General features: G+C 40.2%; 23 protein-coding genes. 1 reads left to right on the top strand and 22 read right to left on the bottom strand.

Annotation, left to right across the window (positions count from 1 at the left end):
• Positions 1-114 precede the first annotated feature (114 nt).
• The 16 genes from H5187_RS03195 to H5187_RS03120 are packed head-to-tail and all read right to left on the bottom strand — an operon-like array spanning position 115 to position 16,401.
• Positions 115-3,855, bottom strand: a complete 3,741-nt coding sequence (locus tag H5187_RS03195; RefSeq protein WP_182785118.1) for an H-type lectin domain-containing protein — start codon at positions 3,853-3,855, stop codon at positions 115-117.
• Positions 3,852-4,346: a pilus assembly PilX N-terminal domain-containing protein gene (locus tag H5187_RS03190; protein ID WP_182797534.1), complete on the bottom strand. Its 495-nt coding sequence runs from the start codon at positions 4,344-4,346 to the stop codon at positions 3,852-3,854. Before H5187_RS03190 ends, H5187_RS03195 begins: the two co-directional genes overlap by 4 nt.
• On the bottom strand, positions 4,336-5,166 hold the full coding sequence (locus H5187_RS03185) for a type II secretion system protein J (protein ID WP_182797533.1): 831 nt from the start codon (positions 5,164-5,166) through the stop codon (positions 4,336-4,338). The genes H5187_RS03190 and H5187_RS03185 overlap by 11 nt, the downstream gene beginning before the upstream one ends.
• On the bottom strand, positions 5,166-5,702 hold the full coding sequence (locus tag H5187_RS03180) for a prepilin-type N-terminal cleavage/methylation domain-containing protein (RefSeq protein ID WP_182797532.1): 537 nt from the start codon (positions 5,700-5,702) through the stop codon (positions 5,166-5,168). Before H5187_RS03180 ends, H5187_RS03185 begins: the two co-directional genes overlap by 1 nt.
• The gene (locus H5187_RS03175) at positions 5,689-6,180 is read right to left on the bottom strand and encodes a type II secretion system protein (RefSeq protein WP_182740309.1); all 492 of its coding nucleotides are present in this window, start codon (positions 6,178-6,180) and stop codon (positions 5,689-5,691) included. Before H5187_RS03175 ends, H5187_RS03180 begins: the two co-directional genes overlap by 14 nt.
• A gap of 10 nt (positions 6,181-6,190) precedes the next feature.
• The gene (locus H5187_RS03170; RefSeq protein WP_182760715.1) at positions 6,191-6,724 is read right to left on the bottom strand and encodes a prepilin-type N-terminal cleavage/methylation domain-containing protein; all 534 of its coding nucleotides are present in this window, start codon (positions 6,722-6,724) and stop codon (positions 6,191-6,193) included.
• 22 nt (positions 6,725-6,746) lie between these two features.
• Entirely contained in the window at positions 6,747-7,340 is a 594-nt protein-coding gene (locus H5187_RS03165) for an agglutinin biogenesis protein MshB (RefSeq protein WP_182797531.1), read from the bottom strand.
• 2 nt (positions 7,341-7,342) lie between these two features.
• Complete coding sequence (locus tag H5187_RS03160) at positions 7,343-8,566, bottom strand: type II secretion system F family protein (protein WP_182797548.1); 1,224 nt, start codon at positions 8,564-8,566, stop codon at positions 7,343-7,345.
• Complete coding sequence (locus H5187_RS03155) at positions 8,553-10,280, bottom strand: GspE/PulE family protein (protein ID WP_182785119.1); 1,728 nt, start codon at positions 10,278-10,280, stop codon at positions 8,553-8,555. Before H5187_RS03155 ends, H5187_RS03160 begins: the two co-directional genes overlap by 14 nt.
• Positions 10,277-11,344, bottom strand: coding sequence for a lipopolysaccharide assembly protein LapB (locus tag H5187_RS03150; RefSeq protein ID WP_182717715.1), 1,068 nt, complete (start codon positions 11,342-11,344; stop codon positions 10,277-10,279). Before H5187_RS03150 ends, H5187_RS03155 begins: the two co-directional genes overlap by 4 nt.
• Positions 11,341-12,243 (bottom strand): ExeA family protein, encoded by a 903-nt coding sequence (locus H5187_RS03145; RefSeq protein WP_182717714.1) that lies wholly within the window; start codon positions 12,241-12,243, stop codon positions 11,341-11,343. The genes H5187_RS03150 and H5187_RS03145 overlap by 4 nt, the downstream gene beginning before the upstream one ends.
• 2 nt (positions 12,244-12,245) lie before the next feature.
• Positions 12,246-13,913: a pilus (MSHA type) biogenesis protein MshL gene (gene mshL, locus H5187_RS03140; protein ID WP_182717713.1), complete on the bottom strand. Its 1,668-nt coding sequence runs from the start codon at positions 13,911-13,913 to the stop codon at positions 12,246-12,248.
• Positions 13,897-14,217: an agglutinin biogenesis protein MshK gene (locus H5187_RS03135; protein WP_182717712.1), complete on the bottom strand. Its 321-nt coding sequence runs from the start codon at positions 14,215-14,217 to the stop codon at positions 13,897-13,899. Before H5187_RS03135 ends, mshL begins: the two co-directional genes overlap by 17 nt.
• Positions 14,195-14,875, bottom strand: coding sequence for a type II secretion system protein GspM (gene gspM / locus H5187_RS03130; RefSeq protein ID WP_182717711.1), 681 nt, complete (start codon positions 14,873-14,875; stop codon positions 14,195-14,197). The genes H5187_RS03135 and gspM overlap by 23 nt, the downstream gene beginning before the upstream one ends.
• A complete protein-coding gene (locus tag H5187_RS03125) occupies positions 14,865-15,470 on the bottom strand; it encodes a PilN domain-containing protein (protein ID WP_182717710.1) in 606 nt (201 codons plus the stop codon). Before H5187_RS03125 ends, gspM begins: the two co-directional genes overlap by 11 nt.
• Positions 15,460-16,401 carry an MSHA biogenesis protein MshI gene (locus H5187_RS03120; RefSeq protein WP_182740304.1) on the bottom strand — a complete coding sequence of 314 codons (942 nt, stop codon included), beginning with the start codon at positions 16,399-16,401 and terminating at the stop codon, positions 15,460-15,462. The genes H5187_RS03125 and H5187_RS03120 overlap by 11 nt, the downstream gene beginning before the upstream one ends.
• An 87-nt stretch (positions 16,402-16,488) precedes the next feature.
• On the opposite strand from H5187_RS03120, the gene H5187_RS03115 reads away from it, so the two are divergent.
• Positions 16,489-17,400, top strand: coding sequence for a 1-aminocyclopropane-1-carboxylate deaminase/D-cysteine desulfhydrase (locus H5187_RS03115; protein ID WP_182717708.1), 912 nt, complete (start codon positions 16,489-16,491; stop codon positions 17,398-17,400).
• A gap of 25 nt (positions 17,401-17,425) precedes the next feature.
• On the opposite strand, the gene H5187_RS03110 is transcribed toward H5187_RS03115, so the two are convergent.
• The 6 genes from H5187_RS03110 to H5187_RS03085 form a co-directional block, all read right to left on the bottom strand.
• Positions 17,426-19,081, bottom strand: a complete 1,656-nt coding sequence (locus tag H5187_RS03110) for an EAL domain-containing protein (RefSeq protein WP_182760713.1) — start codon at positions 19,079-19,081, stop codon at positions 17,426-17,428.
• 571 nt (positions 19,082-19,652) lie between these two features.
• Positions 19,653-21,101, bottom strand: a complete 1,449-nt coding sequence (locus H5187_RS03105; RefSeq protein WP_182797530.1) for a S41 family peptidase — start codon at positions 21,099-21,101, stop codon at positions 19,653-19,655.
• Between the two features lie 88 nt (positions 21,102-21,189).
• Positions 21,190-22,449: an ATP-binding protein gene (locus tag H5187_RS03100; RefSeq protein WP_182740300.1), complete on the bottom strand. Its 1,260-nt coding sequence runs from the start codon at positions 22,447-22,449 to the stop codon at positions 21,190-21,192.
• Positions 22,440-23,135 carry a response regulator transcription factor gene (locus tag H5187_RS03095; RefSeq protein ID WP_182797529.1) on the bottom strand — a complete coding sequence of 232 codons (696 nt, stop codon included), beginning with the start codon at positions 23,133-23,135 and terminating at the stop codon, positions 22,440-22,442. The genes H5187_RS03100 and H5187_RS03095 overlap by 10 nt, the downstream gene beginning before the upstream one ends.
• Positions 23,136-23,554: 419 nt before the next feature.
• Positions 23,555-24,283: a single-stranded DNA-binding protein gene (ssb, locus tag H5187_RS03090; RefSeq protein ID WP_149982642.1), complete on the bottom strand. Its 729-nt coding sequence runs from the start codon at positions 24,281-24,283 to the stop codon at positions 23,555-23,557.
• 20 nt (positions 24,284-24,303) lie between these two features.
• On the bottom strand, positions 24,304-25,671 hold the full coding sequence (locus tag H5187_RS03085; protein ID WP_145238569.1) for an MFS transporter: 1,368 nt from the start codon (positions 25,669-25,671) through the stop codon (positions 24,304-24,306).

Genomic DNA, 25,671 nt, shown 5'->3' with positions numbered 1-25,671 from the left:
CTGTAAAAGTAACCTAATATAAATTAGCTTTTAACCAGCCCATAAAGCGCTTTATAGGAACCAACTTTGTGAAACATTAAGCTCTGAATTTTAAGCTGGTTTGACATACAGTTATTACCGTACTTCACGCCAGTAAATAACACGATCATTTCCTCTAAAACGGCCAAATTGTAAAATTCCTTGCGGATTTAACTGACTTGCGTCTCCTTGCCAATCCCACTCAAGCCAATTTTCTGTATCGTACTCAAGTGTAAAAATACCTGCGCCTTTAGGCTCAGCATAGATACCATTACTCGCTGGGTAAATGCCTTGTTCGAGTTGACCACTTCTTCCACTGCCATAAATATAACTGAGCTCAGGCGTGCTAGGAGTGATTTGTGTTATTTGTGGGTGTGCAAAGACAGTGCAATTATTATTAGTATCAAGTACAAACTCGCTGCCATTAAAATACTGCGCCTGCATAGGCACAAGTAAATTATCTAAATCAGACCCTGCATTATCACCCAGCACTAAGCGGCCAAAGCGAAAACTAATAGGCGTATCGTTAAGCACAACACTATTACAGCTGCTGTTTGCTGCGCAGTCGGTTGCTAAATTAGGATTATCGTCGGCAGCTGTTAATACAGCCCCTTCAATTCCCGTCACAGTTGCCATCAAATTTACACTTTCAAATGGGCCATCGGGATCATTAAAGCCGCGTCGAGCTAAAATAGTATCGCTATCACTTATAGTAAAAAGTCCTGCTAGGGCTGCGGTACTGCCCCACTGGCTAGCCTCTAAGTTTTGCAATCTAGGAGTTAAACTACTACCCGAGACATAATTTCCTACTTCACTGTTCTCTGCATTAATGCTTACCGTTGAATTAACAAACCCGCCTATATAGTTTTTCATTACTTGGTTATTTTGATTAAGCGCCTGAACAGTAAACCCTAACGTAAACGGTTCACTCAAATAAGTGCTATTGCTGCCATAACGGGTGCACTGTGCATTGGCTTGAATATTTTGTACCGCATATTGCGAAGGCGCAAAACGACCAACACGAGTAATCGCTCCGCGCACATCACCGGCCCCCAAATAGTCGGCATCTTTGAGCCCCGCAACTAAATCAATAATACCAACTTGGTCGTAGCTATAACTTGATATTGATTCACTTAAGTTACCGGTATCTGCAAACGCAACTAAATTTTCTTCTTGTAACGTACCCAGCACACCCGCTGTTGGCAAATAAACGCTGGGTTGCACATCCGGTTGCTCACCAATAAAGTGCTTAGCGACTGGATTACTTGAAATAGCACTGTAATTATCTGGGTAGCCATCATTATTGGTGTCTTGGTTATCAAGCCATTGCACCGCATTCATTTTTAGCGAAAATGACTCGCCGGTTAGTTTAAATAAACTGCCGCTGGCATCATTAGCTTGCGCACTGTTATCAGCAAAGTTCATTGCTAAACCAAAGGGCTTAACCACAAATTCATTTGAGCTACCCGTTAAATTCACCGATAAATTAGTCACGGGATCGAGCACTAAGTTTAATTTTGCATTCAAACTCAGTTTGCCAGCATCGGGATAATTAATCACAATCGGTGCTTTTGAATCACTATCAAACTTTAAAGGCACTGTTTGATAACTTTGACCAATGCTATGGGTTGTGCTGTTATTTGTTAGAGCAAGATTATCGATGCACGTAGAGCCTGCACTGCAGCTATAGGCTAAATCTATAGCCACCTCTCCACCAGCAGGAAAAGCAGCTTCGCACACTCCGGTTGTGGTATTCGTTTTCACAGCTTGGATTGCTAATTGTGATGCATTGAACCCGGTGTTTGACGGTTTACCTGATAATTGGTTTAAAATTGATGTGGTGTTATTAGTCTCATCGCTAAAAATAAACCCCGCGTCTGAAAAAGTAACCTTACAACCACCTAAGCCCACATTTGTACCACCAATATAACAACGTAGCGGCGCTGATGGGTCTGCAACATTATAACCAAATTGCACTTGCCCTGTAGTACGCTTAGCGAACTGTAAATCTGTAATGCCAGTAAAAGTTATCACCTCACCCGTCACCCAACTTTGTTGAGTACTATTATTTGGTGATAAATCTAAAGTGGATACTTCATCATAAATTATATCGCATGCATCATTAGCACAAGCAGTTAGCGTTAGTTCTTTGGCTTCGCAGGTAAGGCCTTTATTATCACTCATTGATAATCGGTAATGATCCAATAAAACCGGCGTATTAATACCACAAAAACCAGGAATGTTATTTGGTACTGCAGTACCAGTAAATGATGAACTTTCTTCAGCAATTATCTCCGTGCCTGAGGTGATCATGCCAGTATAATGAGCTTCTTGTGCAATGCGTACTTCACCTGTTGCCACTAAAAAAGCTGAAAAATCGACTGCGGCACCAATCGACACCGCACCATCTACATAAATCGCTAAATACGCCCCATTTTCTATTGTAATTTTAGTATTCGCCACAGTTAAAAATGACGTCGACAGTAACGTAGTAGAGTTTTGTAAAAAAATACGTGTGGGTGCGGTTACTCTATACTCAGGCGCAATCATGGTCATTTGTAACTCATCAAAAAAATAGTCACCACCGAGTGTTGTAGGAATTGCACTACCCGATGAGCCATCATTGGCCACTGTTGGTACTTGTGAAGCTTGTCCTGCAGTTAACGCATTTTCACCTTTTGCAGCGCAAGGCTGACCATTACAAAGAGGGATATTAGTTAATGCCGTTGAAATATAGTTTGTGGTCGTAAGCATATTCGCGTTGTTATCGGTGACTGTCACTCCTTGGACTAACTGAATTTGGCCATTGTTATAGGTTGCAATCGCACCGGGGAATAATGTGTCACAACTTAGAACATCGCCATTTGACACAAACGTACTGGTCATAGCTAAGATAGAGGCTTCTTCGTCTGGGTGCCTACGCTCATTGTCTCCATCACGGTCTTCATCAACAACTATTCCCAAACGCGTACGAGTCAAATTGCAACTTCGTAGCCAACCACCATCTTCGCCCACTCGGCTATTTTTACTTGCAACAACCAATGGAGCAGTAGCAAAATTATTTGAGAAATAAAAATAGTTACAACCGTCACTCCAACCATCGACATTGTAACCAGTAAAAAAGCTCTCCCATAAAACTTCTACCTGATTATCATCAACAAAGGTACGATTGTTGCCAGGCTCAACAACTAAATAAGCCACTTTTTCACTATTTATTAAGCCACTTCGTGTCTCTGAGGCTTCTAGCGCAATATTAACCCCCGAAGTTGTTAGCGAGTTAGTTTCTACGGCAATCGTTAAAAATGGTCGTAATGCATCTGTAGGTGGATTGCTTTCCAAACTATTAATGGTTTGTAGAGAGTGAAAAAAGTTCGGCCTAACAGCAAAAGGTTGAGCAAAATTTATTGCCTGATAACTTTTAGGCAAAACGTAGTTAGACTTAGGACCATATTGAATCTCTAATTGGATATCTGTACTGCCAACCTCCATTATTGTGCCATCTGGAAATTCATGAACACCGTACTCGACCGCTAAGTAATGTGCTCCCATAGTAATATGCTCACCGTCTTCCCCGGTAGGTTCCAAAGGTAGAGCTTCAAATCCGGTTGTTGTTACATTACGAATTCGTACAATCGCAGGGTTACCCCCTTGATTAGTTGATAGCATAAACACCGCGGGAGGTGTTTCGTACTCTTGTTGAAAGTTTATCTTGGTCCAAATCGGTGAGACATAAGTGTCTTGCAACTCAATAAAGCGCCCTTCAATTTTAGGAACTACAGCAATGCTGTTAGCACTAAAGATCATTATGATTATGAAGATGAATAACTTATATATCATGGCAAAGTCTTCGCTTCGACAGAGAGTGTACGCTGAGTTTGCCAGTAGTCTTTACGACATGCTTCGCCGATAGCACAACTACTTGGCGAGCATGTGGCACGGCTTTGTAAATAAAAAACATTCACCGAGCCTGCGCTATTACTGCTATCAGGTACATTCAAGTATTGCTGACAAGTTATCGTTACTGTGCAGTTCTCTAAATACTGAGTTTGAAAAACAGGGGAGGTAGTTACTGCTGCACAGTTTAGTGCTGGACTATTAAGTGGAAATATTTCAGTTAGCCCGCTTTCTAACCCACTTTGTGCAGCTAAATAAGCGCGAGAGCCATAATACTCGATCACATTTTGCTGCGAAGATGCCGATAAAATCCTGACTAAAGCCAAGCCAAGTACTAGCATCACAACAATGATCACCAAAGTGACAATCAGTAGGTTACCACCTTGATAAGCTTTATTTATAACCGTTCTTTTTATTCGTAGGCTAAGGTACATTGGGTATATGCACCTCATGATTAAACATCATAGCTTCATTATCATTAAACGCCATAATCGCGTGAATGTTCAGCACTGCATTACGAGTTAATGCAATATCCCCAATTCTAAAAAATGCATTATTTACTAGGTTATTTTCTATATGGAGCGCTAATAGATCACGTTTAACGCCTGTTGTAGCCTGTAGCTCAACTGCATCCAGCTGGGAGCTATTGAAGCCATAATCTTGATAACGATAAAGCTGTGTCCCTTCTACACAAAAACTAACAGGCGTCGCCAGTAAGTAAATTCGTTTTGCTGGTGACTCTTGTGCAAATGCTTGCTCAAATTGCCATTGATCTAACTCACTGTATGAAGATGATACGAAATTAGTTAATTGCAGACGTTTATTATTACTTACGTCGTAGACTTCTGCTGGATCTAATGGATAAATACTGGCCCAATCGCCAAGACTTGGTTGAGTTAAGTCATTTAATTCAAAATCTACTGCCGTAACAATAAAGGGAGCAGTGTTAGGTAAGTAGCCAGTGTAATGGGTAGCTGATTGAAAAGGCGTAAACTCAAGGCATTGGCTCAAACCACAGTTATTTTCACAGCTTAAACGTAAAGAGTTTGGCATCGCATGGCGTAGCTCTTTTGCTAAACGTGTCAACATAAAGCGTGCTTGTGCTACAGCCTCTTGGCGCTCCACCCCTTGACTATAAATATTAAACCCAGAGTTAATAAAAGCAAAAGAAGTAACAGCCAATATCCCCAAAATAACCATAACAAGCAGAAGCTCTATTAAAGTAAATGCAGACTGTTTTAGGTATTTGCTCATCAATAGTTACCTTTGTATGCGCTAAAACCATACTCTTCGCCATTAGGGCTACTTATAATTACCGTGACACGCTTTGCAAGTACACCATCGTTTGCTGTCGCGCTATTAAAGTCACTGTCATATACCACGGTAACAACCACATTAAAGCCTTGGTATTGGGTAAGCACTTGACCCAAACTATTTGTTATAGGCTGATTACTCAGTGCAATATAATCGTCAACATCATCATAAGTGGTGCGTGTTTCGCCCTCTTCTGAGCCTAAGTTCTCTGAGCTTGTACAATCTTCAGCATCTAATGAACTTTCAGAGCAACGCCTAAATGGCGGTGCACGCTCGCTGTGCTCATCAAATGACTTGGCCAAAATTTCATTCATTAATGATTGCCCTAACTCATTTGCCCGCAACTGTATGATAGGGTCTGCGCTTTGCCGTGCTTGAGGTGCAATTAACCCTGTAATAATCGTCAGTGCAATGGCAAAAATGACAATGCTGATAATCAATTCAATTAAGGTAAACCCATAATTATGGGCACGCATAAATAAGCCCTTCGCCACTGATACACACACCGGCAAGCGATATATCAATGCGACAAGTGCCATCACAACTTTGATCGCTTCGACCTAAAGGATCAAAATTAATCTGCGTAAATTGGGCCCCTTTATCGTCCAATGCAGTAAAAACAAAATCACTGCGCTGCGTTTTAATAGCTACTACTGAATCTTCCGGGTTATTTACATCAGCACCACCTGTGCAGGTATCCGGTGTCGGTCCTGCAATTAAGGTCGCGGTTATGTACAATTTATGACAACTCGTAAGCCCAGTATCTTGCATTGCTCGTAACTGAGCTGTTCTTAGCACTGCTAATACCCGATCGCGATATGCATAAGCGTCTTCCGTTGAACTCCCTAGAAACTTGGGCCCTGCCGTTACCGACAGGATACCCAAAATAACTAAGGTGATAATCAATTCAACCAAAGTAAAGCCACGCAATCGTTGCTTACACGTATATTTCATTGTTAATGAATTAACACTCATCCAATACGATATTAACTACTGGTGGATTATCTTTACTCGTTGCTGGTGTGTACTCAACACGGCAATTATCGGTTACAACATAACTATTAGGGAAGATAGTAACTATTGTGGTTTCACTATCACCATCGACCAGATTGAAATCAGCACCATTTACATTTGAAGCAACAGCAGTCACATCTGCAAAATCAATATCTAAGAATTTCTCAAATGCTTCAATGGTACCAACAGGGTAGCCATAATGAAGTGCTACGCCTTCCACTTCTGGGGTTACATTGGCGTCGTCATATGCATAATTTTGCACGTTTGCGATTATCGCTTTACCATTGACTATATTCATCCCACTGCGAATAGAGCCTTGAACGCCCTCAAGTGTTGATGCATTAGCATCTCCCTGCAGATTCAAAAAGCGAGGAGCTGCAACAACGGCCAAAATACCTAAAATGACGATTACGATTATCAGTTCTACTAAAGTAAAACCTGCTTGTTTATTCACTATGTTACTGTTCATTGATTGCGTTTTCATAAGTAAGCCTCTTTGTTATTACTTAAGATTTAAAAATCTGTACTTTGCCTGTTACAGGAAAATACGAAAATCCACTGGTGCCAACGTGTGGTTCACCATCTATTGGAATATTTTTCGCATCTAAAGAATGAGTTAAATAGTAAATACATTGCAGCTTATCTGCGTTATACCTCACTAAAAACATTGAATCTTTAACTACTGACGCGTCACTACTTAGGGTATTGCTTGGCGCGTCTTGTAAAACTACATTCAGCACCTGTTGGCATTTGGTACAACTCATCGCTAATGCCTGCGTGTTCTCTTGCTCTGTATCATCACTTGTTGGCGTGCCTAAACTGCCATCAACACCAACAACTACACCTCCATAATTTATATGCGTAACAAACTGCGAAACCCCATTTCCAGATGGTCTCGCGTCCAGCTCCCATTGCCCCCTAATTAAACCAACAGCACTGGCAAAACCACCAGCAACGGCATCAATATTTGAACGATGGGCTCGCTCCTTAATATCTAAAAACTGCGGTACAGCAACACTCATTACAATCGCCAATAAAATAACCACAAGCACAAGTTCCAAAAGCGAAAAACCAGCCATATGGCGCACTCTACCCAGCATTACTAACCACCTTTAATTGCTGACATCATGTTCCACATCGGCATAAAAATACCCAATGCCAAAATAAGCACCATAACAGCCACTATCACGGTTAAAATAGGCTCTATCTTGGCGGTTAAACTGCGTAAATCGTAATCAACTTCTCGCTCATAATAATCGGCAGCTTCTTGCAAAAGTTCATCTACTCGGCCCGTTTCTTCACCAACAGCCACCATTTGTAGCACTAACTGGGAAAAAAGCTCGCTACTCCTTGAGGCCCTTAACAGGCTGTCACCTTTTTCTATATCTTGACGAATATTTAAAATTGCTCGCTCCATATAACTGTTATCAACCGCTTTTGCAGTCAACGATAGTCCTGTAGTCATAGGTACACCCGAGCGCAATACCATAGCTAAACTTTGGCTGTACCTTGCAAGTAATGAGCGATGAATAATGTTTCCCACTATAGGAATTTTTAATTTGTAGTGGTCCCAGTTATATAACCCCTGCTCGGTTGCCAAATAGCGCCGCCAAGCGATCACACTGCCAATAAGAATGAGTAATAAAAGCCACCAGTAATTAACGAAGAAGTAACTTGTTGCCACCAAAATTTGGGTCATTAATGGTAGTTCTGCATCAAATTTCGCGAACATGGTGGCAAACACCGGGATCACAAATATATTTAAAATCACCATTGCAACTAATAATGCAGCAATAACAAAAGTGGGATAGCGCATTGCGGCCTTTATGCGTTTGCGCGTTTCTTGTTCTTTCTCAAAATAACTAGCGAGTTGGTGAAAAGCATCTTCTAATCGCCCTGAGCCTTCGCCCACCAAAACCATTGCGATAGTTAATCTGCTAAATACTTTATTGTGCATGGTCATGGCACTGGAAAGATCCCGACCTTGCTCTAGTTGTTTGATTATGTCTGTTAAAACTAGCTTAAACTCTTTATTCTGTGTGGTATCAGCTAACCCCACCATGGCACGAATAATCGGTATACCCGCTTTGAGCAACGAATACATTTGCCGAGAAAACATAATCATGTCTGCAAGGTTTATTTTTTCTTTAAATAACTGGCCTAGCGGTAGGTTAATATCGCTTTCTCTATCAATTTGGGTAATCGATATCGGCGTAAATTGGCGTTTTAACAAGCTATCGGCGACACCGGCTTGACTAGCAGCTTCAAGTTGCCCCTTAATTAAAATGCCTTTTTGGTCTTTAGCTTGATAGTTATAAAGGTGCATCATCACCTCCTACCATTTCAGGAATATATTCAGCCACTTTAAATACTTCATCTAAAGTGGTTATCCCCTGCTTGGCATACCCTAACGCCATGGTAGATAACGGCGCAAAGTAAGGGTTGTTCTTGGCAGCCCGAGCAAAACCTTGAGTGTCATTTTGACGAAGACACTCCATCATGGCTTCATCCATTTCGAGTAACTCAAAAACACCGACCCGACCTTTGTAACCTGAGTGATTACACGCGGTACACCCCTTACCATAAAAAAATTCGGTTTTGTCTACATTAACATTTAAATACTTTAACCAGCTTGCCTCTTGAGCATCGGGTGTATATGTATGCTTGCAATTTTGACATACCCGCCTAACTAAACGCTGAGCAATAATGGCTCTTAGTGAGCTGGCAACTAAATAGGCTGGCGCTCCCATATCAATTAACCGCATTGCACTGGTTATTGCGTCATTAGTATGCAGAGTTGAAAGCACTAAATGCCCTGTTAATGCGCCCCGCAGGCCTATATCAACCGTTTCTTTATCACGCATTTCCCCCACCATTAGAATGTCAGGGTCTTGACGTAGCGCGGTTCTTAAAATACTGGCAAAACTAAGCCCTATTTTATTTTTAATTTGCACTTGGTTTATCCGGCCAATACGATACTCCACCGGATCTTCTACAGTTATTATTTTATTTTCTGGCTGATTTAGCTCACTTAACGCCCCATATAAAGTGGTTGTTTTACCTGAACCTGTAGGCCCTGTTACCAAAATCATGCCATGAGGACGCTTTAAGATTGAGCGAAACCGCTTTAGCAACGCTGCTGGCATACCCGTTTCATCTAATGATAATAGCCCTGCAGATTGATCTAATAGCCGCATTACAACCGACTCACCATATTGCACCGGCATAGTAGACAAACGCACATCAATGCTATGTGTATGCACTTTAATATTAAAACGGCCATCTTGCGGTAAGCGTTTTTCTGATATATCTAAACCAGACATTAACTTAAGCCGCAGCACTAATGCTGAGGCTATTTTAACTTGATTGAGTACATGCTCCTGCAACACTCCGTCGACGCGTTGACGAATCCGTAACATACCTTCATCTGGTTCAATATGGATGTCTGATGCTCTGACTTGTACAGCATCTTCAAAAATCGATTGTAATAGCTTCACTACGGTAGCATCAGAGGATTCATCACCTAACGAATTTAAATCAAACTCTTCTACATCTTCGTACTCTTCATGTAACTGCTCGGCAAAGCTGGTAATTTCTTCTGTCCGCCGGTAAACGTTATCAAAAGCAGTCATGATCTGACTTTCTTGCACTACCGCTAAATCAATTCGCTTTGGCGCTAAAATTGGTGCGAGTTGATCAAGCCCTCTTAAATCGGCCGGATCACTCATCCCCACAAGTACTGAGTCACCATTATCTTCTATAACGAGCGCTCTATAGCGGCGCGCCATTACTTCAGAAAGCAACTTGGATACTTCAGGTGAGATTTTGCGTTGCGAAATATCTAAAAAGGGAACTTTTAATTGCTGAGCTAAAAACCTTAGTAATTGTGGCTCACTAATAAACTCAAGAGCAATTAACGTTGCACCTAGCTTACGCCCGGTTGCAGCCTGCACGTTTAACGCTTCACTCAATTGCGCTTCAGTGATCATGTTTTCTTCAACTAATAAATCACCTAACCTTAGACGTAGACTGGGTCTCATGACACACCTCCTAAGGTCTGCAAACGTTGCTTTGCATGTTTTAACACTGCAGGGTTTAAGTTACCCACTTCGATTGCAGCTAGGTAATAACGTTTCGCCGAGAGGTAATCACCTTGTGCATCTTTAGAAGTCGCCATAGCTAACCACCATTTACCTTGCTGAGGCTGTAACTGTGTTAATTGCTCAAAGCAAACCAATGCACGAGTATGATCACCTAACTGCTGCGCAGCAGTGCCTTTAAGCGCCCAATATTGCGCATCACCTTGGCTATCAAAATCATCGCTTAATAATTGTTGTACCACTGAATATTGCTTGCGCGTAATATAAATTTTACTAAGCTGCACTCGCCACTCGAGTACTTGCGAGTCAAACGCAATGCCATGTTCTAAAATACTTTGCGCGGATAAAATATCTTGCTGCTGAAAATAAGTTGCTGCGAGTAAACTTCTTGCAGCTATATTCCCTTTATCTCGATTAAGAATTTGGCTTAAATCATCTATGCCTTCCTGATATAAACCAAATTCGAGGGCTTGCTTAGCTTGGCGCAGTAGCTCAGCTATTTGCTGTTGCTCTGTTCGTTGCTGAGTCACTTTTTTAACCTGAAAACTACTTTGTTTATTGGCACTAGGCACTGTATTTGGCTCAACCGTGATAGCTGCAACCATGGGTTTTTCAGCTACAAACGGCTCTTTGGTGTCCGTTTTTACCGCTGCGACTTCTTCAATAATGGGTTCTACTTTAGCAACTGGTTTAATTACATCAGAGTTACTCACCACAGGAGCATTAATTAACACTGGCGTGTTATTTTGCTCAGCCTCTTTTGAGCTTTGAGCTTTGGTAACTAGATCCATTCGTTCTGGTAATTGAGCAGCATCATCACTTGCTGTAGGTAAATAAATATAGCTCAATACAACCACTAACAAGGCAATGGCGATTATTAGTAGCTTTTTAATAACACCATGCGAATCATAAACAGGGTCTACTACAACTGTACCTTGCTCATTTAACGAAGTTGTTGGCTGTCGCTGCTCAATATTTTTAAGCATAGAATTAATGACACTCATAGCCATTGCCTCCACGCCCAAATTATCATAATGGCAATAGCCGATAGACTCACCACTGCAATATTCCAACCATTGATGTAATTATTCACGGTGCAATCTTCGGTGTCTTTTACCGCAAGCTTTATGTGCCGGCTACTTACTGCGGTGAGCCCTTCACCGTAAGCTTGCAGCAAGGTTTTATGACATAAGATATTTACTAACCGAGGAATACCACGACTTGCTTGCGCTATTTTTAAGCCTAATTGCTTGGTAAATAGCGGTGCACCTTTAAAACCTGCGACCTGTAATCGATGATTAATATAGTAAATTACTTCGCCGCTAGTCATTGGTCTTAGCTGGTAAGAAAAGCTAATACGCTGGCGTAATTGGCGAACCCGTGTATGCGCTAGTTTTTCGTCTAATTCGGGCTGCCCAAACAGCACCACTTGAATCAGTTTTTCGCTTTCAGTTTCAATATTGGTAAATAGTCGTAACGCTTCAAGAGCATCCCAGCTTAGGCTTTGCGCCTCATCTATCAGTAAAACAACTTTTTTGCCTTCTTTTTGTAACGCTAATAAATGATGATTGATCAACTGACTTAGTGCTTGCTGATCTAATTGTTTATCAACGTCCATACCTAGCTCTACAGCGAGTGCCCAGCGTAGCTCATCTGGGCTTAAATATGAGTTAGGTAGATAAGCAACGGTGTAATCATGCTCAATTTGATTAAGTAATTTACGGCACAATAAAGTTTTACCCGTGCCGACCTCTCCTGCTACCTTAATAAACCCCTCTCCCATTTCAAGTGCAGTAATAAGCACCTGCATTGCTTCATTATGCGGTGCAAGCGCACAGAAAAACTCGGTGTTAGGGGTTAAGGTGAAAGGCATTTCACTTAAATTAAAAAAGCTCAAATACATAGCTAGTTCTCATACCAAGTATTAAGTAGTTGGCGGCTGCGTGTTTGCTGTTTTTTCCACGTATCTGGCATTACAACTGTTGGCTTTAGCAATATAACGAGCTCTTTCTTTTCTTGGCGTTTACTAATACTTTTAAATAAATTACCAAATAAGGGGATATCACCTAATACCGGTGTTTTAGACTCTTCATCGGTGGTTATCGTTTGCATTAAGCCACCAATCACAACAATTTCACCGCTTTGCGCACGAATTACCGTGTCTGATTCCCTAATGTTGCTTTGTGCTAACGGTAAAATAAACTCATCATTATTAAGGGTAATGACCTTTTGTTGCTCTTCAGTTTGAGTGACGGAGGGGTGAACATGTAAGATCACTGAGCCGTATTTGTCTATTTGTGGGGTTACATCGAGGGCAATCCCTGAAAAGAAAGGAGTTAGGTCAATTTCTGGGGTTGTTGTGGTGGCATTCCCTGTTACAGTGGTACTTGAAACATTCGTAACAAAATACTCATCTTGACCTACTTTAATGACCGCTTTTTGGTTATTAGTCGCAGTCACTCGGGGGTTTGAAAGCATCTGTACATCGCCCTGAGTTTCTAATAAGCTAATCACCCCAGTAAAGTCTGCGTTATTAATAACTAAGTTTGATACACCACCTAGAGCGGCCGTAATACTATTACTAATTTGCCCTGCTGCAGTGGTCGCGAACGACAGACTTGTACTGCCAATTGAACCCGCAATTTCGTTCCAATTAACACCTTGCTGGTATTCATCTTTAAGCGTGACTTCGACTATTTTGGCTTCTAAAATCACTTGTCGCTGTAAGTTTTCTTGGGTTTGCCGCAAAAAGTCCTTTAGCTGCATTATTTCACTCGGTAATGCATTAACCGTTACTAAGCTGGCTTGTGGGCTGGCGATAACATAGCGCCCATCACCGGTGCCAATCAAGGATTTTAAAGCCAGCTCTAGATCTTTCCAAAAGTCATTACTGTTAGTGGTTTGAATACGCGAACCGTTAAGTTCAATATTTTGATTATTACCAAACTCACTATCTTGTTGATTATTATTGTTATAGTTATTCGAACTATTGCTTTGATTAGAATTATTATTATCAGCCATTTGGCTCACACCACCAGCAACAACACTTACCGTAGACTGACCACTACGTTTCATCATTAAATAGTTAACAGGTATTGTTTCAGTGCGCATTTTTGCAGGTAGCACCTGTACAACTCGTCCTTCGTGAACAATATCAAGCGGGTACATACGTTTAATTACATTTATTACCTCATCAAAGGTAACATTTTTTAATGTGAGACTAATGGTGCCAGCTACCTCTGGGTGTATAGCAACGCTATATGGCGTATCGTCAGTTAAACCAGCAAAGAAAGCGCGCACTTCTACTTCATTTGCAGCCACTTCAAAACGCTTAACTGCCAACTCTGTATTAAGGCTTTGCTCGCTATCAAATGACGATAATAAGCTTTGCGTAACTTCATCGGGCACTGTCAACGGAGCTACTGTAGTTTGCTGCTCAGGCTGAGCTGTGAGCTCTTGCTCAATATGGGGCTTTATTTCTTTACCTGGAGCAAAACTATGGCAACCACCAAGGTAGATAGGTAACAGCAATAAAATAGTCAGCTGACTAGGTAATTTAATTTTTAATTTCATAATCATATAAATCTAATTTTATTTGCTTATTGTCATTCGCTAACACAACTTGCTTAGAGCTTATGGTTAGCACTTTATAGTCATTTATTTGATCGCCTACGGTATAAATCTGTCCTGAAATAATCGCTTTATAGCGGCCTGACCTTTTAATTATTGATTGCAGCTTGAGGCTACTTTGCTGATTTTTAACTACGCTAGTAGCGAGCAAATTTTGTGGCTTAGTTGGATCGGCCAACTGCTGCGCAACCACGTCTGCTGAGCAAACAAATAACCCAAGCACACTAAAGAGCAATAAATTTTTCATTCGCGCTCACCGTTGCTATATGTATGATTAATTGCGCCCGAGGGTAATCCTCTACTTGATAGTCAAAACGCTGGATTAAGAGTTTTTCTTTACTTTGTTTTAGCGATGCTAAATATTGTTGCAAGTTAAAATACTGTCCCTGTAATGTGAGCACCATTTGATGTTCAAAAAACAGTGTTTTAGCTTCGTTTGCACCAACCTTAGTAACATCGACAGCTTTAGGCTCTAACACTTTAAAACTAACAACCTTAACCTCGGTACTTTCTTTTAATAGCTGCTGCAACATATTAGGAACCCGTTCAGCGCTGACAAAGCCTTTGCTAAATTGGCTCAATTTTTCATCAGCAATAGTCAATTCACTCTTTGCCCGTTCTATTTGAGAGCGTAATTCTTTTGTGTAATCATTACTTAGAGCTTGCTCTAACATCGCTAATTGTGTTCTATTTTGAGTTATTTTTTGTTGTGCTTGAGTGTTAGCTTGGTGCTGTTTATTTGCTTGAATTTGCGTCGGCTCGACAATAAATAGATAGCCTAAATATAAAATAATAAATAACCCAGCAAATAAAATAGCCAATTTTTCTCTTATTTGCAGTGCAGCAAAACGCGCTTGATACTTCACCCAAATAGGCCAACTACGAGAGGATTTTTCAGTTTTCATGGCTGTCCTCCTTAGCTGCAACCTCTGTAGCTACATTAAATTCACTTAAGCCGTTTTTATCTTCAAACTCTAAAACCGAAAACTCTTTACCTGCAAAGTATCTTGATTGTTTTAAACTACTCAACCAAATAGGTAACTGAGCCGATTGACTTGCTTGCCCTTTTAAAGTCACTGTTTGCTCAGAAAACGTTACTTGGGTTAACCAAATACTTGCCACATGGTAACGCGCTAAATCAAGCATCACTTGGCTATAGTCCATACTCGATAAAGTTTGTGCAGCCTCCAAGTAACCAAACACTTGTTGTTTGTGGGCAATTTCTTGTTCCATCTTTTTTAACTGCTTAACAAACTGATCTTTATTTTGTTTCTCATCTAATTTAGCTTTCACAGCTTGTAACTGGGTGCTCATTTCATTTAATGTTAATTCAGTTTGTTGCGCCTCTATTTGGTTAAAGTGAACTGATAACGCAAACCCACCCCAACTTATGGCAATAACAAATAACGCTATGCCCCACAGAGCTAATAAACTTTGCAATGGCATTAAGTCACGACGAGGACGTAGTGATTTTTGGTAAAAATTAATTCTATTCTTCATTGCGCGGCTCTTTACTTTCAGCCATAGATATAGCTGCAGCTAGGGCATAGAAGTACTGACTATCTAAACCCTCTGATAAGGCAAGGTTAGGTTGAAAATCAACAACCTTAACTTGTAATAGCTCTGCAAGCTCAGCTCTGAGTGTTAAAGAAGATAAATCGTCGCATTGCAGCTGAATACTGCGTATAGGGGGCTGCTTAAGCTGACTTTCAAAAAAATCCATCGACCGTTGTACCTCTAAACCTAAAGCGTCAATGAACGCACTATTTTGATCTTTTTCTGTAATGCCTACAAAGCCATTTAGCCGCCTTGCCAATACAAGCTTACCGTCACAAATAATCAATATTCTCGGCTCATGTTCAACATGCTGCACCACCAACATATGCGCATCTTTATCTTTACCAAATAAAGTGAGTAATACCATTTCTTCTGACGTCATTGAGCGTAAAATTGCGTTGGTATCTGCAAAGCTATTAATGAACGGCTGAATCTGTGTTTTATCAGTAATAAACACATTCATTTTATTCGCTTGCATTGGTAATGAGATGGGATAATCAATAAAGTCTGCGATGATATTCTCTGGCGCAACGTTGACAAGGTCTTTCGTAGTCCATGGTAACGACTGCACAATTTCGTCATCTGTCAGGTTAGGTTTTTCCATTTGCACAATTTGATAATAGTGGTGAGGTATCACTAAATTAATCGCACAACGCAGCTTACTAACTTCATTTGTACAAGTTACAATTGCTTTTGTATAATCCCGAGGTTCTGTCACTACAACACTGTGGGTTTTATCGATTTGCCAGTGCCCCTGCAAGCGTTTTAAGCTTACAGCATTCACTGTTTTTGCATATGTAGCTATCCCTATTACACAATTCGAATCTAACCCTTGTTGCAACCAAGGAAATAATGAAAAAATCTTCTTTTTCATATAGCTACTTATGTTGGCTATTGATTTTTTAAGTATCGTATATTTTTACTAGCCCGCAAGTTTTCACATAAGAAAAAAGGAACTTGAATGCATAACTCTTTCACTATTGATGAAAATAGCCCGATACAACAAATAGATAGTACCAAGTTAAAAAAAAGAAATATTTCATTATGCATTAAACGTGATGATCTGCTACACCCGCTCATTAGCGGTAATAAATGGCGAAAACTCAAGTACAACTTAATTGAGATGCAAGCACAAAATAAACAGGAGTTAGTAACGTTTGGTGGCGCTTTTTCAAATCATATCCATGCCTGTGCTGCCGCAGGAAAGCATTTTAACTTAACAACCCATGGCATTATTCGCGGCCCTGAACTTGATCAGCAAAACCCGACCTTACAATTCGCCAAACAATGCGGTATGCAACTGCACCCAGTTACCCGCTTAGAGTATCGTGAGCGACACAATGCTGATTATTTAGCGCAATTACAAACTCGCTTTCCTAATGCCTACCTATTGCCAGAAGGCGGTACAAACACAGCCGCTCTACTTGGTTGTAAAGAGCTTGCGCAGTCATTACCCGTCGCCGACTATGTTATCTGTCCAACGGGGAGCGGAGGCACACTGGCAGGGTTAATTGAAGGCTGCGATAACAGCACACAGGTTTTAGGAGTCGCGGTATTAAAGCAAGCTGAGTATTTAATCGATGAAATAAAATCGCTCAGCCCGGTAGCAGCACAACAGCAAAACTGGCAATTACTCACCCAGTTTCATGGCGGTGGCTATGGCAAGTTTAGCCCTGAACTTTGGCAATTTTGCCTGCAGATGCAAAGCCAACATCAACTCCCGCTCGAGCCGATTTACTCAGGAAAAATGATGCACGCTTTATGGCAGTTAATCGCTCAGGATTATTTTCCTAAAGGCAGTAACATCATTGCCATTCATACCGGTGGCCTGCAAGGATTAAACGGGCTGCGTTATCGTGGCTTAATAACTTGAGTTCATGCACTTAATGAGCTAAAAATCAATTTACCGTGACATTAGTAAACTCTTGCAAAGGTTCGGTAAAGTAAAACCCTTGTGCGCCAAGCACGCCCTGCTTTTTAAGCATATTGAGTTCTTGCTGGGTTTCCACGCCAACACCGTATACGGGTAAGTTCACTCGCTCTGCACTGGCTACAATTTGGCGCACCACTTTTTGCTGCGTTACATTTTTATCAATGTCGTGGATTAAATCATAGCTAAGCTTGAGTCCTTTGATCCCTTTGTAAGGCGCTAATAAAGCGATTTTATCGTGCGATGAAACATTATCAATTGATACTGAGCTCCCCACTGATTTAATTGTACTAAAAGCAAAATTCAATCGCTGTTGATGTTGATAAAAATCCACCTCCGATATCTCAAACTGTAGTTTATCAGCACCTTTTACATTTTTCATTCTCTGTCCAAACCAGCGCCAATAGTCATCAGAAAACCAATTAAATGCGTGTAAGTTAATACTCACGGTTAACGCACTTGTTTCACTTTCTAATAACTTAACAACTTGATCCAATACTGTTTTATCCAATAAAACAATCGCTGAATCATTTTTTAGTTGAGGAATAAATTGCTTAGCAGAAAGCATCCCTAAAGACTTATGACGAACCCGGATCAAAGCTTCATGCTGTAAAATATCACCACTGGCGAACTCAAATAACGGCTGAAAAAACAACATAAATTTCTTTTTGCCAATGTAATCAGCTAAGTTCTCATCGCTATTTGCCAGCACCGTTGAACGCGTATGGTTAAACGGTACCCGATGAGTATGCTGCCATGGGCTTTGTTTTGCTAATGCGAGTGCTGATTTAGTTAGCTGATAAACCACAGTTTGATCGGCACCATCGCGGTAATTACATACGCCTATTTTAATTTCTTTGCGAGATAAGTCACCGCGATAAAGCAAAGAAGCCTGATAAATAATTTGATGCAAGCGCTTAGTGTAAGCATCGATATCAGGTTGAGGTATATTCTCCAAGGTAATTGCCAGCCCACCTGAAGATAACAACTTAACTGATACCCGAGATAACTCTTTAAAGCCTTTGCTCACAATAAGTTTAAAGTGGCTTTCTAAATCAACGTTATCTGGAAATGGCTGTGTCCAATAAAGTAAAGCAAAAAGGTGGTTATGATTATTTTGGATACCGTACATTGCGGTAATTGCAACATCGTCAGCGGAACTTAATTTTCGCTTGGCTGTCAGTACTTTTGTACTATTAATAGCAATATCATTTAGTGCTAATTTAACCACATCTTTAGGCGCTTGTTGGCTGCTTGATACTTTACCACCAGTTAATAATGCAATTGAATCTACACCATCGCGCTGTTTAAATAGCAGTCGCCACCAGCGATAACTCCAAATAGCAGCGCCAATCATCACTAGGTTTAATAAAATAAATAGTGGGCTTTCAACAACCCAAAAAGGCAAATGATAAAGCTTTAAACTAACCGTTTTATATTTAAAGATATCACTCTTTTGGGCCATAAAAGCAGAATAATGAAACGAATCACTGCCTGATTCAAGCATAAAACCATGACTTTCAGCAAGTGCGGCAATGATCTCTTTATCTGCAATTGGTTGCAATTTTAAGTTGTAGATCTGTTTAGCTAATTGGCTCCCAGTGATGTGTACTTTTTGATGCAATATCTCCCCTAAAAAAAGATTAAATACTGTTAGTAAAAGCATAAAAGCAATTACATAAAGACTGAACATCCGCACTTGAGCATTTTTAAATTGAGTCACCATGGCTATTACGCTATTTGTATCAATAGCTAAAGTGTTGTTCAAGATCCTTATAAACACAAGGCTGAGAGCGATGTTTAAATGTTAACGAACATTATAATGAATAAAACCATCGCATTTTTAGCTACCTAAGTCGGAATAAATATTTATAATTTTTAGCGCATCACAATTGCTTCCTAAAAATAACAAAACACTTATGATGTTTCACTTGTTTGTAATTTTTATCTATTTAGTCAACAGTTATCTAAGACAGCAAATATGGTAATGACTTCGAAAGGTTTATTATAATCACTCAGAAGCCATCAATTTTATTGATATTCGTTTAACTCCCCTATATTAAACGTATAAGCTACGGGCTCATCATCAACCGGAAACTCTTAAAACGAGATTTACTAAATAAATACAAGTGATTATCTAACATAAAAGCCACTATACAGACAGACCTCAAATAAAGACGAGTGCCATATTATGTTTAGTCTTCAGTTAGCAGCGTAATTATTTTCTCTATCGTAAGGTCCTTTTTCTCGCCTCTTGCGAATTTATCATAAGGGTCAACCTCAATATCAACAGGCACACCGAGCACTTCAGCATTTAGCCCCTCACCATTTTTATAGTATTCATTACTAAGTTCATAGGCCCAACCATTAGGTAACATACGAGGGAAGGTATCTGATGTGGCCCCTGCAGTGGGTTCTCCAACCAAAGTAACCTTAGGAAGCGTTGACATAGCAAGCGCAAAACTCTCGCCTGCACTGAAAGTACCATTTGACGTTAGTAAGTAGATATCATTTTGATAGTATGGTCTGCTATCAGGTTCCGCATAAACAGTAACTAGTTCATGAAGGCTACCAGCATAAAAAGTACTAATATCCCAAACTAAGGTATTACCAGATATAAACCTTTTGATTAATTCCAAGGCTTGAATATCATAGCCGCCTTCATTATCACGAATATCAATTATCAATTTTTGCGTACCATCCAATGCAATAAAAACCTCATCGAGCAAGTTATTAAATGCTTCGTTCGCATAGCTGATATCTTGGCGCTCTAGGTTATCGGTTTCAATAAAATTTACAAAGTGAGGCAGTGACAGATATCCAACTTGAATACCTTCAACATCAATGATCCCCCAGTTTGGGCTAAATGAGTTCAGTGTATTACGTGCAATAAACGCTGGCTGAGTTGCTTTATTTAGGTACTGCGTAATATTTTCTCTAACAAGTACAGTTTGCTCGATAATATAATTCTCAGCAGCTTCGCCTTTCAACTCTAAATCATGCGCTTCTTGTTCCAGTCGTTTTGCAAGTGTTAACTTAGCTTCAAAGCTTATTGGCTCTTCGTCTAAGTTATAATACAAGCGAGTATGACCATCACTCAAAATTTCTAATATTTCACTAATTATATTAATTAACTGCTCTTCGTCATTTCCATGTAACTTAGGAGCGAACACTTCATAGATATGCTCCCAATCAATGTTACGCTCCTTAAAAAAGGCGTAGTGATTTTGCATATCTAGCCAAAACAACTGAAAAATAACTTCGGCATCAAATTCATAGCTGTTACCGGCGATTGTATCTAGTATGCCGTCAGTGCAAACATCTTCAATGTTTTGTATAGATCTATATGAAGCAGGACCACTATCATACGGTCGTTCATAAATAAGTTGGTCTTTATACTTTTGGCTAAAAGAATCAAAAAGTGGCAAGGGGTCTAAAGTAATTATTGGATAACAGAAAGCTCCTGTTACCTGCCAAGTAACAACGGAATCACCGCTGATCTGTTTTATTTCACCATAAATATCCGAATACCAAAGCTCATTTCGCTGCTCTTTGATAATGTCACTTTGATCACTATCAGAGTTACATCCAAGTAAGCTGATACAAAATATGGTGACGACTAATTTAGCAATACATTTGATCATTACAACTTCCTATAAATTGAAATAAGAAGTTATTCTAATATTCAAAGCACTCTCGGTTTGTCACTTTAATGTCAGAGTTTCGTAATGCCTATTCGACAAAACAACTAGACAAATCAATAGTCAAACAAGCGCCACCAAACTGGCTTTTACTTATTTTTACATTCGCATCATGGCTAGACAAAATTTCTTTTACGATTGCAAGCCCTAGACCCACACCATGGCGCTTACCTGTCCTACTTTCATCAACGGTATAAAAGGGTTGAAAAACTAACTCTCGTTTGCCCTTGGCAATTCCTATTCCATCATCCTCAACTGTCAACAGCAAACGTCTACCTTGCCTAAGTAGTGACACATGAATCTGCTCTACAGCGTACTTATCCGCGTTAACAACTAAATTATGTATAACTCTTTTGATACCAGCGTTATCTACTCGCGCAAATATAGATTGTTGGACATCCAAAATAATAGGATGGTTACAGTACTTTTCTATAGACTTCGCATAGTTTTGAAGTGAATTGCTCAAATTAATTTCAGTAAAATTCAAAGATGAAGAAAACTGCTCTACTTTACTATATTCTAATATTTCATGGACTAAAGTATCCAGTTCGTCACATTCCTCAAATAACTCGTAAATAAGCTTTTCATTATTTGAGGACTTATCTAACAGCTCAAGCTTCAGTTGCAATCGAAAAATAGGGGTTTTTAGTTCGTGAGAAATTGCTCTTATCATATGCCTTTGCTGAGCAAACAAGCGCTCCAACTTCTCTGCCATGTGGTTGAAAGTTTCATTTACACGTCCAATAGCGAAAAGTCCAGTATCAGCACGCCCCGATAATTGGCCCTTTGCAATTAGTTTGCTTGCAAGCTCTAATCTAAAAAGTCTGTATTGCAGCCAAAGTGTATGCAATAAAAAAAGAAATAATATTAAACCCAAAGGCAGCCCATATTGAATAAAAAACAGAATGGTCTCGACATTATCTTTCACTCTAAATGCTGAAAATTGAATTAACTCATTCCCCTGTATTTTTGCTGTAACAGCTTGCAAATTCCCATCATGAACATTTTCTACAAGTATAGTTTGCGTCTGTTCTGAAGCTGGGGTACTAATAGTTTTAACAGTTAGGTTGCTTTGCTCCGAGATTCGCTTTAGCAAAGCAAGCCATTGTTCATTGCTCAGTGCTGGGCGAGCTGCATCTAAAGCATAAATGTAGGCTCTATAGTCTAATTCCACATCTTGCTTCAATTCAGTAGAAAAATAATCCGTAGCAAGTGAAGTTAAAAGGGGATTAATCGTTAAAAATATCAAAATGAAAATTAAGCTCTTTACCCCAAAGCGTATTAACAACATTCGGTTTCCTTGCTATTGACAATAATGTACCCCTTCCCCCTAACTGTAATGAGGTGGCGATAAGGTATATTATCCCCAATGACTTTGCGTATTTTCATTATTTTATTGTCAATTGTGCGATCTAATCCATCAAATTCCCTGCCATATAATTGCCGAGAAATATCATCGCGACTAATTATAGAATCTACATGTGAAGCTAAAAAATAGAAGAGATCAAATTCACTATCCGACATCTCAAGTTTGATATCGGATTGGCTTACAACTCTGGTGAGCAAATTAAATTTAAACGGCCCAACATTGAGTATATGATCCAATTTTCTTTTACTCTCAACTCCTTGAGCTAATCTGAGCAACTTGCGAAATCTAGCCAATATAATTCGAGGATTAACCGGCTTTTGAATAAAGTCATCAGCCCCCATTTCCAGTAAGGTGATCTCATCGATGTCGTCATTACTAGCCGTTAAGATAATCACTTTACCAAAATACTTATTCTGTAAAGCACGACACACCTCAAAGCCATCCACTTCGGGAAGCATCAAATCTAATAGGACAAAATCAGGTTGATGTAACAGCACATACTCTAAGCCACTAGAACCGCTATATATCGTGTTAACCAAAAAGCCATGCTTTTCAAAAAAACTCTTAAGCAATGCTGCAAGTTCTGGATTGTCTTCAATAATAGTCAATGACTTAGAAATAAATGTATTCCTTTACTTAATGCCTACGATGGTATTCATCTTTTGTTTTAGACACAATTTTACGCTTTCTTTAATATTGCCTTGAGATTCATCATGAGGCAAATTTTGATTTAATATTCTAAAAGCACAATTTAGTCTGCAAACTATTATTAAACTATCAGTTATATTATTAAATTAAATGATTTTCAGGTTAAGCTGGAGATTTAAAAAATGTTTAATCCCCCTGCTTATTCTTGTTTGCGTAATAACAAAAAAAACCTTTAAACTTAATATTTAAAGAGGCTTTCATTAATAATTACCACATTATTTCATAAGTACTAATAAAATTATAAATACTTATGAAATTGAAAAAGCCACTAAACAGTGGCTTCAAAGGATTTTTTAAACATTTTTACTTTTGTCTTTGGTTAGAACGGGATATCGTCATCAAAATCGATAGGTGGTTCCATTGGATTTGATGCGCCGCCTTGCGGAGCACTTTGTGGCTTAGGTGCAAAACCACCTTGCGCTTGTCCACCACCTTGTGGAGCATAGCCGCCGCCACCTTGGTATTGATTACTTTGCTGTGGTGCTGCAGCTGGTTGCTGACGAGCTGCTGGCGCTTGTTGTGGCGCTGGTGCATACCCGCCGCTTTGCTGTGCTGCACTTTGCTGCTGAGCATACCCACCACCTTGTTGTGGTGCGCTTTGCTGCGGTGCGCTCTGTTGTTGGCCGTAACCACCTTGAGATTGACCACCGTGGCTTTGCTGTTGGCCACCTTGGTAACCGCCACTTTGTTGGTCGCCACCACGGGCACCTAACATTTGCATTTGACCAGTGAAACCATCCACTACGATTTCAGTGGTGAATTTCTCTTGGCCTTGTTGGTCAGTCCATTTACGGGTTTGAAGTTTGCCTTCAACGTAAATTTGTGAACCTTTACGGCAATATTCACCAACAATTTCAGCTAACTTGCCAAAAAACACAACACGGTGCCATTCTGTTTTATCAACCATTTGACCGGTGTTTTTGTCTTTATAGCTATCTGACGTAGCTAGAGTAATATTCGCTACACCATTGCCGTTAGGCATATAACGTACTTCTGGATCTTGACCTAAATTACCAACCAAGATTACTTTGTTCACACCGCGTGCCATGGACCTTTCTCCTATAAACGTTATATTAAACCAGCCACTTTGCGGGCTTGGTCTAGGTCAAATTCTTTATCATCAATCTTTAAATAACTGCGATTTTCATCACAGACTACTGTTGCTTCAATTACGCCTGGTAAAGCAACTAAACGAGAAGCAAGGGTTTGCGCTTGCTGCTCGTTACTTAATTCTGTCATTAAGCTTATCATTTTACTGCGTGGCGGGACTTGCATATTCCACGCAAGGATAAGCCATATTACCCCAACAACTGCGGCTGCGGCAAACACTGCTTGCGGTGTTGTTGATTGCGCAACGTAACCGCCTAAAATACCACCTAAAAATGCACCAAAAAATTGTCCTGACGAAAACACTCCCATCGCCGAGCCTTTTTGGCTAGCAGGTGCTAAGCGCGATACTAATGCCGGCATCGTCGCTTCTAAAAAGTTAAAGGCAACAAAATACGCCAGCATACACATCGCCATGCCGATGATTGAGTCAACACCAATTGCCATTGCCAACATACTTAGAGCGAGCACTGCGATAGAGCCAACAAATGCCTGTTTCTCTTTTTCTTTGCGGATCGCAATGATCATCACTGGCGCCATTAATAAAAATGCCAGTAATAAAACGGGAATATATACTTGCCAATGCGCTTGTGCTGCTAAACCTTTGGCAATTAACTGCCCTGGTAAGGCGACAAAAATCGTCGTCAAGGTCAAATGTAATAGCATCACCCCTAAATCTAAACGTGCTAATTGCGGGTGCTTAATGAGTTTTTTAATATCGCTAACGCTTGCTAAGGTATCGCCTTTGGGGGCTTTGCTAACCGCTTTGGGGACCAAAAACAACACAATAAAAATACCCGCAACAGCCAAAATAGCAGTTAACCAGAACACTCCAGCAAGACCCCACGCTGCGGCAACCATTGGACCAAGTAACATAGCAATAGCAAAGCTCATGCCTATGCTCATACCAATCACGGCCATCACTTTTGGTCGTTGCTCATCGCGGCTCAAATCAGAAGCAAAAGCTAATAACGAGCTGGCAATTGCGCCCATCCCTTGTAATGCTCGCCCTAACGTGACCATTTGCATTGAATCAGCCGTGGCAGCAATCACCGAACCGATGGCAAAAACAGTTAAACCGCCAACAATGACTTTTTTACGGCCAATTTTATCCGATAACCAGCCCATGGGAATTTGTAACACAGCTTGTGTTAAACCATAGGCGCCAATCGCAAAACCAATCCATATAGGTGAAAATCCTGATAATTCTTGCCCATAAATAGCCAATACTGGCATCAACATAAATAGGCCAAGCATACGAAATGCAAACACACTCGCTAAGGAAACTGCGGCGCGTTTTTCTCGTGAATTGAGTGAAGAAGCTGTCAT

Origin of the sequence: Pseudoalteromonas sp. SG44-1, from assembly GCF_014164315.1 — a bacterium.
GTDB lineage: Bacteria > Pseudomonadota > Gammaproteobacteria > Enterobacterales > Alteromonadaceae > Pseudoalteromonas > Pseudoalteromonas rhizosphaerae.
Note: the sequence above shows the minus strand (reverse complement) of the source record. Positions and strands in the feature narration are given on the sequence as shown.

Bases quoted from the DNA above. Each gene is read 5' to 3' on its own strand.
- H5187_RS03100 (WP_182740300.1), bottom strand. From the start codon at position 22,449: ATGTTGTTAATACGCTTTGGGGTAAAGAGCTTAATTTTCATTTTGATA.
- H5187_RS03190 (WP_182797534.1), bottom strand. From the start codon at position 4,346: ATGTACCTTAGCCTACGAATAAAAAGAACGGTTATAAATAAAGCTTAT.
- mshL (WP_182717713.1), bottom strand. From the start codon at position 13,913: ATGAAATTAAAAATTAAATTACCTAGTCAGCTGACTATTTTATTGCTG.
- H5187_RS03170 (WP_182760715.1), bottom strand. From the start codon at position 6,724: ATGAAAACGCAATCAATGAACAGTAACATAGTGAATAAACAAGCAGGT.
- H5187_RS03155 (WP_182785119.1), bottom strand. From the start codon at position 10,280: ATGAGACCCAGTCTACGTCTAAGGTTAGGTGATTTATTAGTTGAAGAA.
- H5187_RS03135 (WP_182717712.1), bottom strand. From the start codon at position 14,217: ATGAAAAATTTATTGCTCTTTAGTGTGCTTGGGTTATTTGTTTGCTCA.
- H5187_RS03125 (WP_182717710.1), bottom strand. From the start codon at position 15,470: ATGAAGAATAGAATTAATTTTTACCAAAAATCACTACGTCCTCGTCGT.
- H5187_RS03160 (WP_182797548.1), bottom strand. From the start codon at position 8,566: ATGCACCTTTATAACTATCAAGCTAAAGACCAAAAAGGCATTTTAATT.
- H5187_RS03175 (WP_182740309.1), bottom strand. From the start codon at position 6,180: ATGAAATATACGTGTAAGCAACGATTGCGTGGCTTTACTTTGGTTGAA.
- H5187_RS03115 (WP_182717708.1), top strand. From the start codon at position 16,489: ATGCATAACTCTTTCACTATTGATGAAAATAGCCCGATACAACAAATA.
- H5187_RS03120 (WP_182740304.1), bottom strand. From the start codon at position 16,401: ATGAAAAAGAAGATTTTTTCATTATTTCCTTGGTTGCAACAAGGGTTA.
- H5187_RS03195 (WP_182785118.1), bottom strand. From the start codon at position 3,855: ATGATATATAAGTTATTCATCTTCATAATCATAATGATCTTTAGTGCT.
- H5187_RS03185 (WP_182797533.1), bottom strand. From the start codon at position 5,166: ATGAGCAAATACCTAAAACAGTCTGCATTTACTTTAATAGAGCTTCTG.
- H5187_RS03165 (WP_182797531.1), bottom strand. From the start codon at position 7,340: ATGCTGGGTAGAGTGCGCCATATGGCTGGTTTTTCGCTTTTGGAACTT.
- H5187_RS03085 (WP_145238569.1), bottom strand. From the start codon at position 25,671: ATGACAGCTTCTTCACTCAATTCACGAGAAAAACGCGCCGCAGTTTCC.
- gspM (WP_182717711.1), bottom strand. From the start codon at position 14,875: ATGAAAACTGAAAAATCCTCTCGTAGTTGGCCTATTTGGGTGAAGTAT.
- ssb (WP_149982642.1), bottom strand. From the start codon at position 24,283: ATGGCACGCGGTGTGAACAAAGTAATCTTGGTTGGTAATTTAGGTCAA.
- H5187_RS03180 (WP_182797532.1), bottom strand. From the start codon at position 5,702: ATGCGTGCCCATAATTATGGGTTTACCTTAATTGAATTGATTATCAGC.
- H5187_RS03150 (WP_182717715.1), bottom strand. From the start codon at position 11,344: ATGAGTGTCATTAATTCTATGCTTAAAAATATTGAGCAGCGACAGCCA.
- H5187_RS03145 (WP_182717714.1), bottom strand. From the start codon at position 12,243: ATGTATTTGAGCTTTTTTAATTTAAGTGAAATGCCTTTCACCTTAACC.
- H5187_RS03105 (WP_182797530.1), bottom strand. From the start codon at position 21,101: ATGATCAAATGTATTGCTAAATTAGTCGTCACCATATTTTGTATCAGC.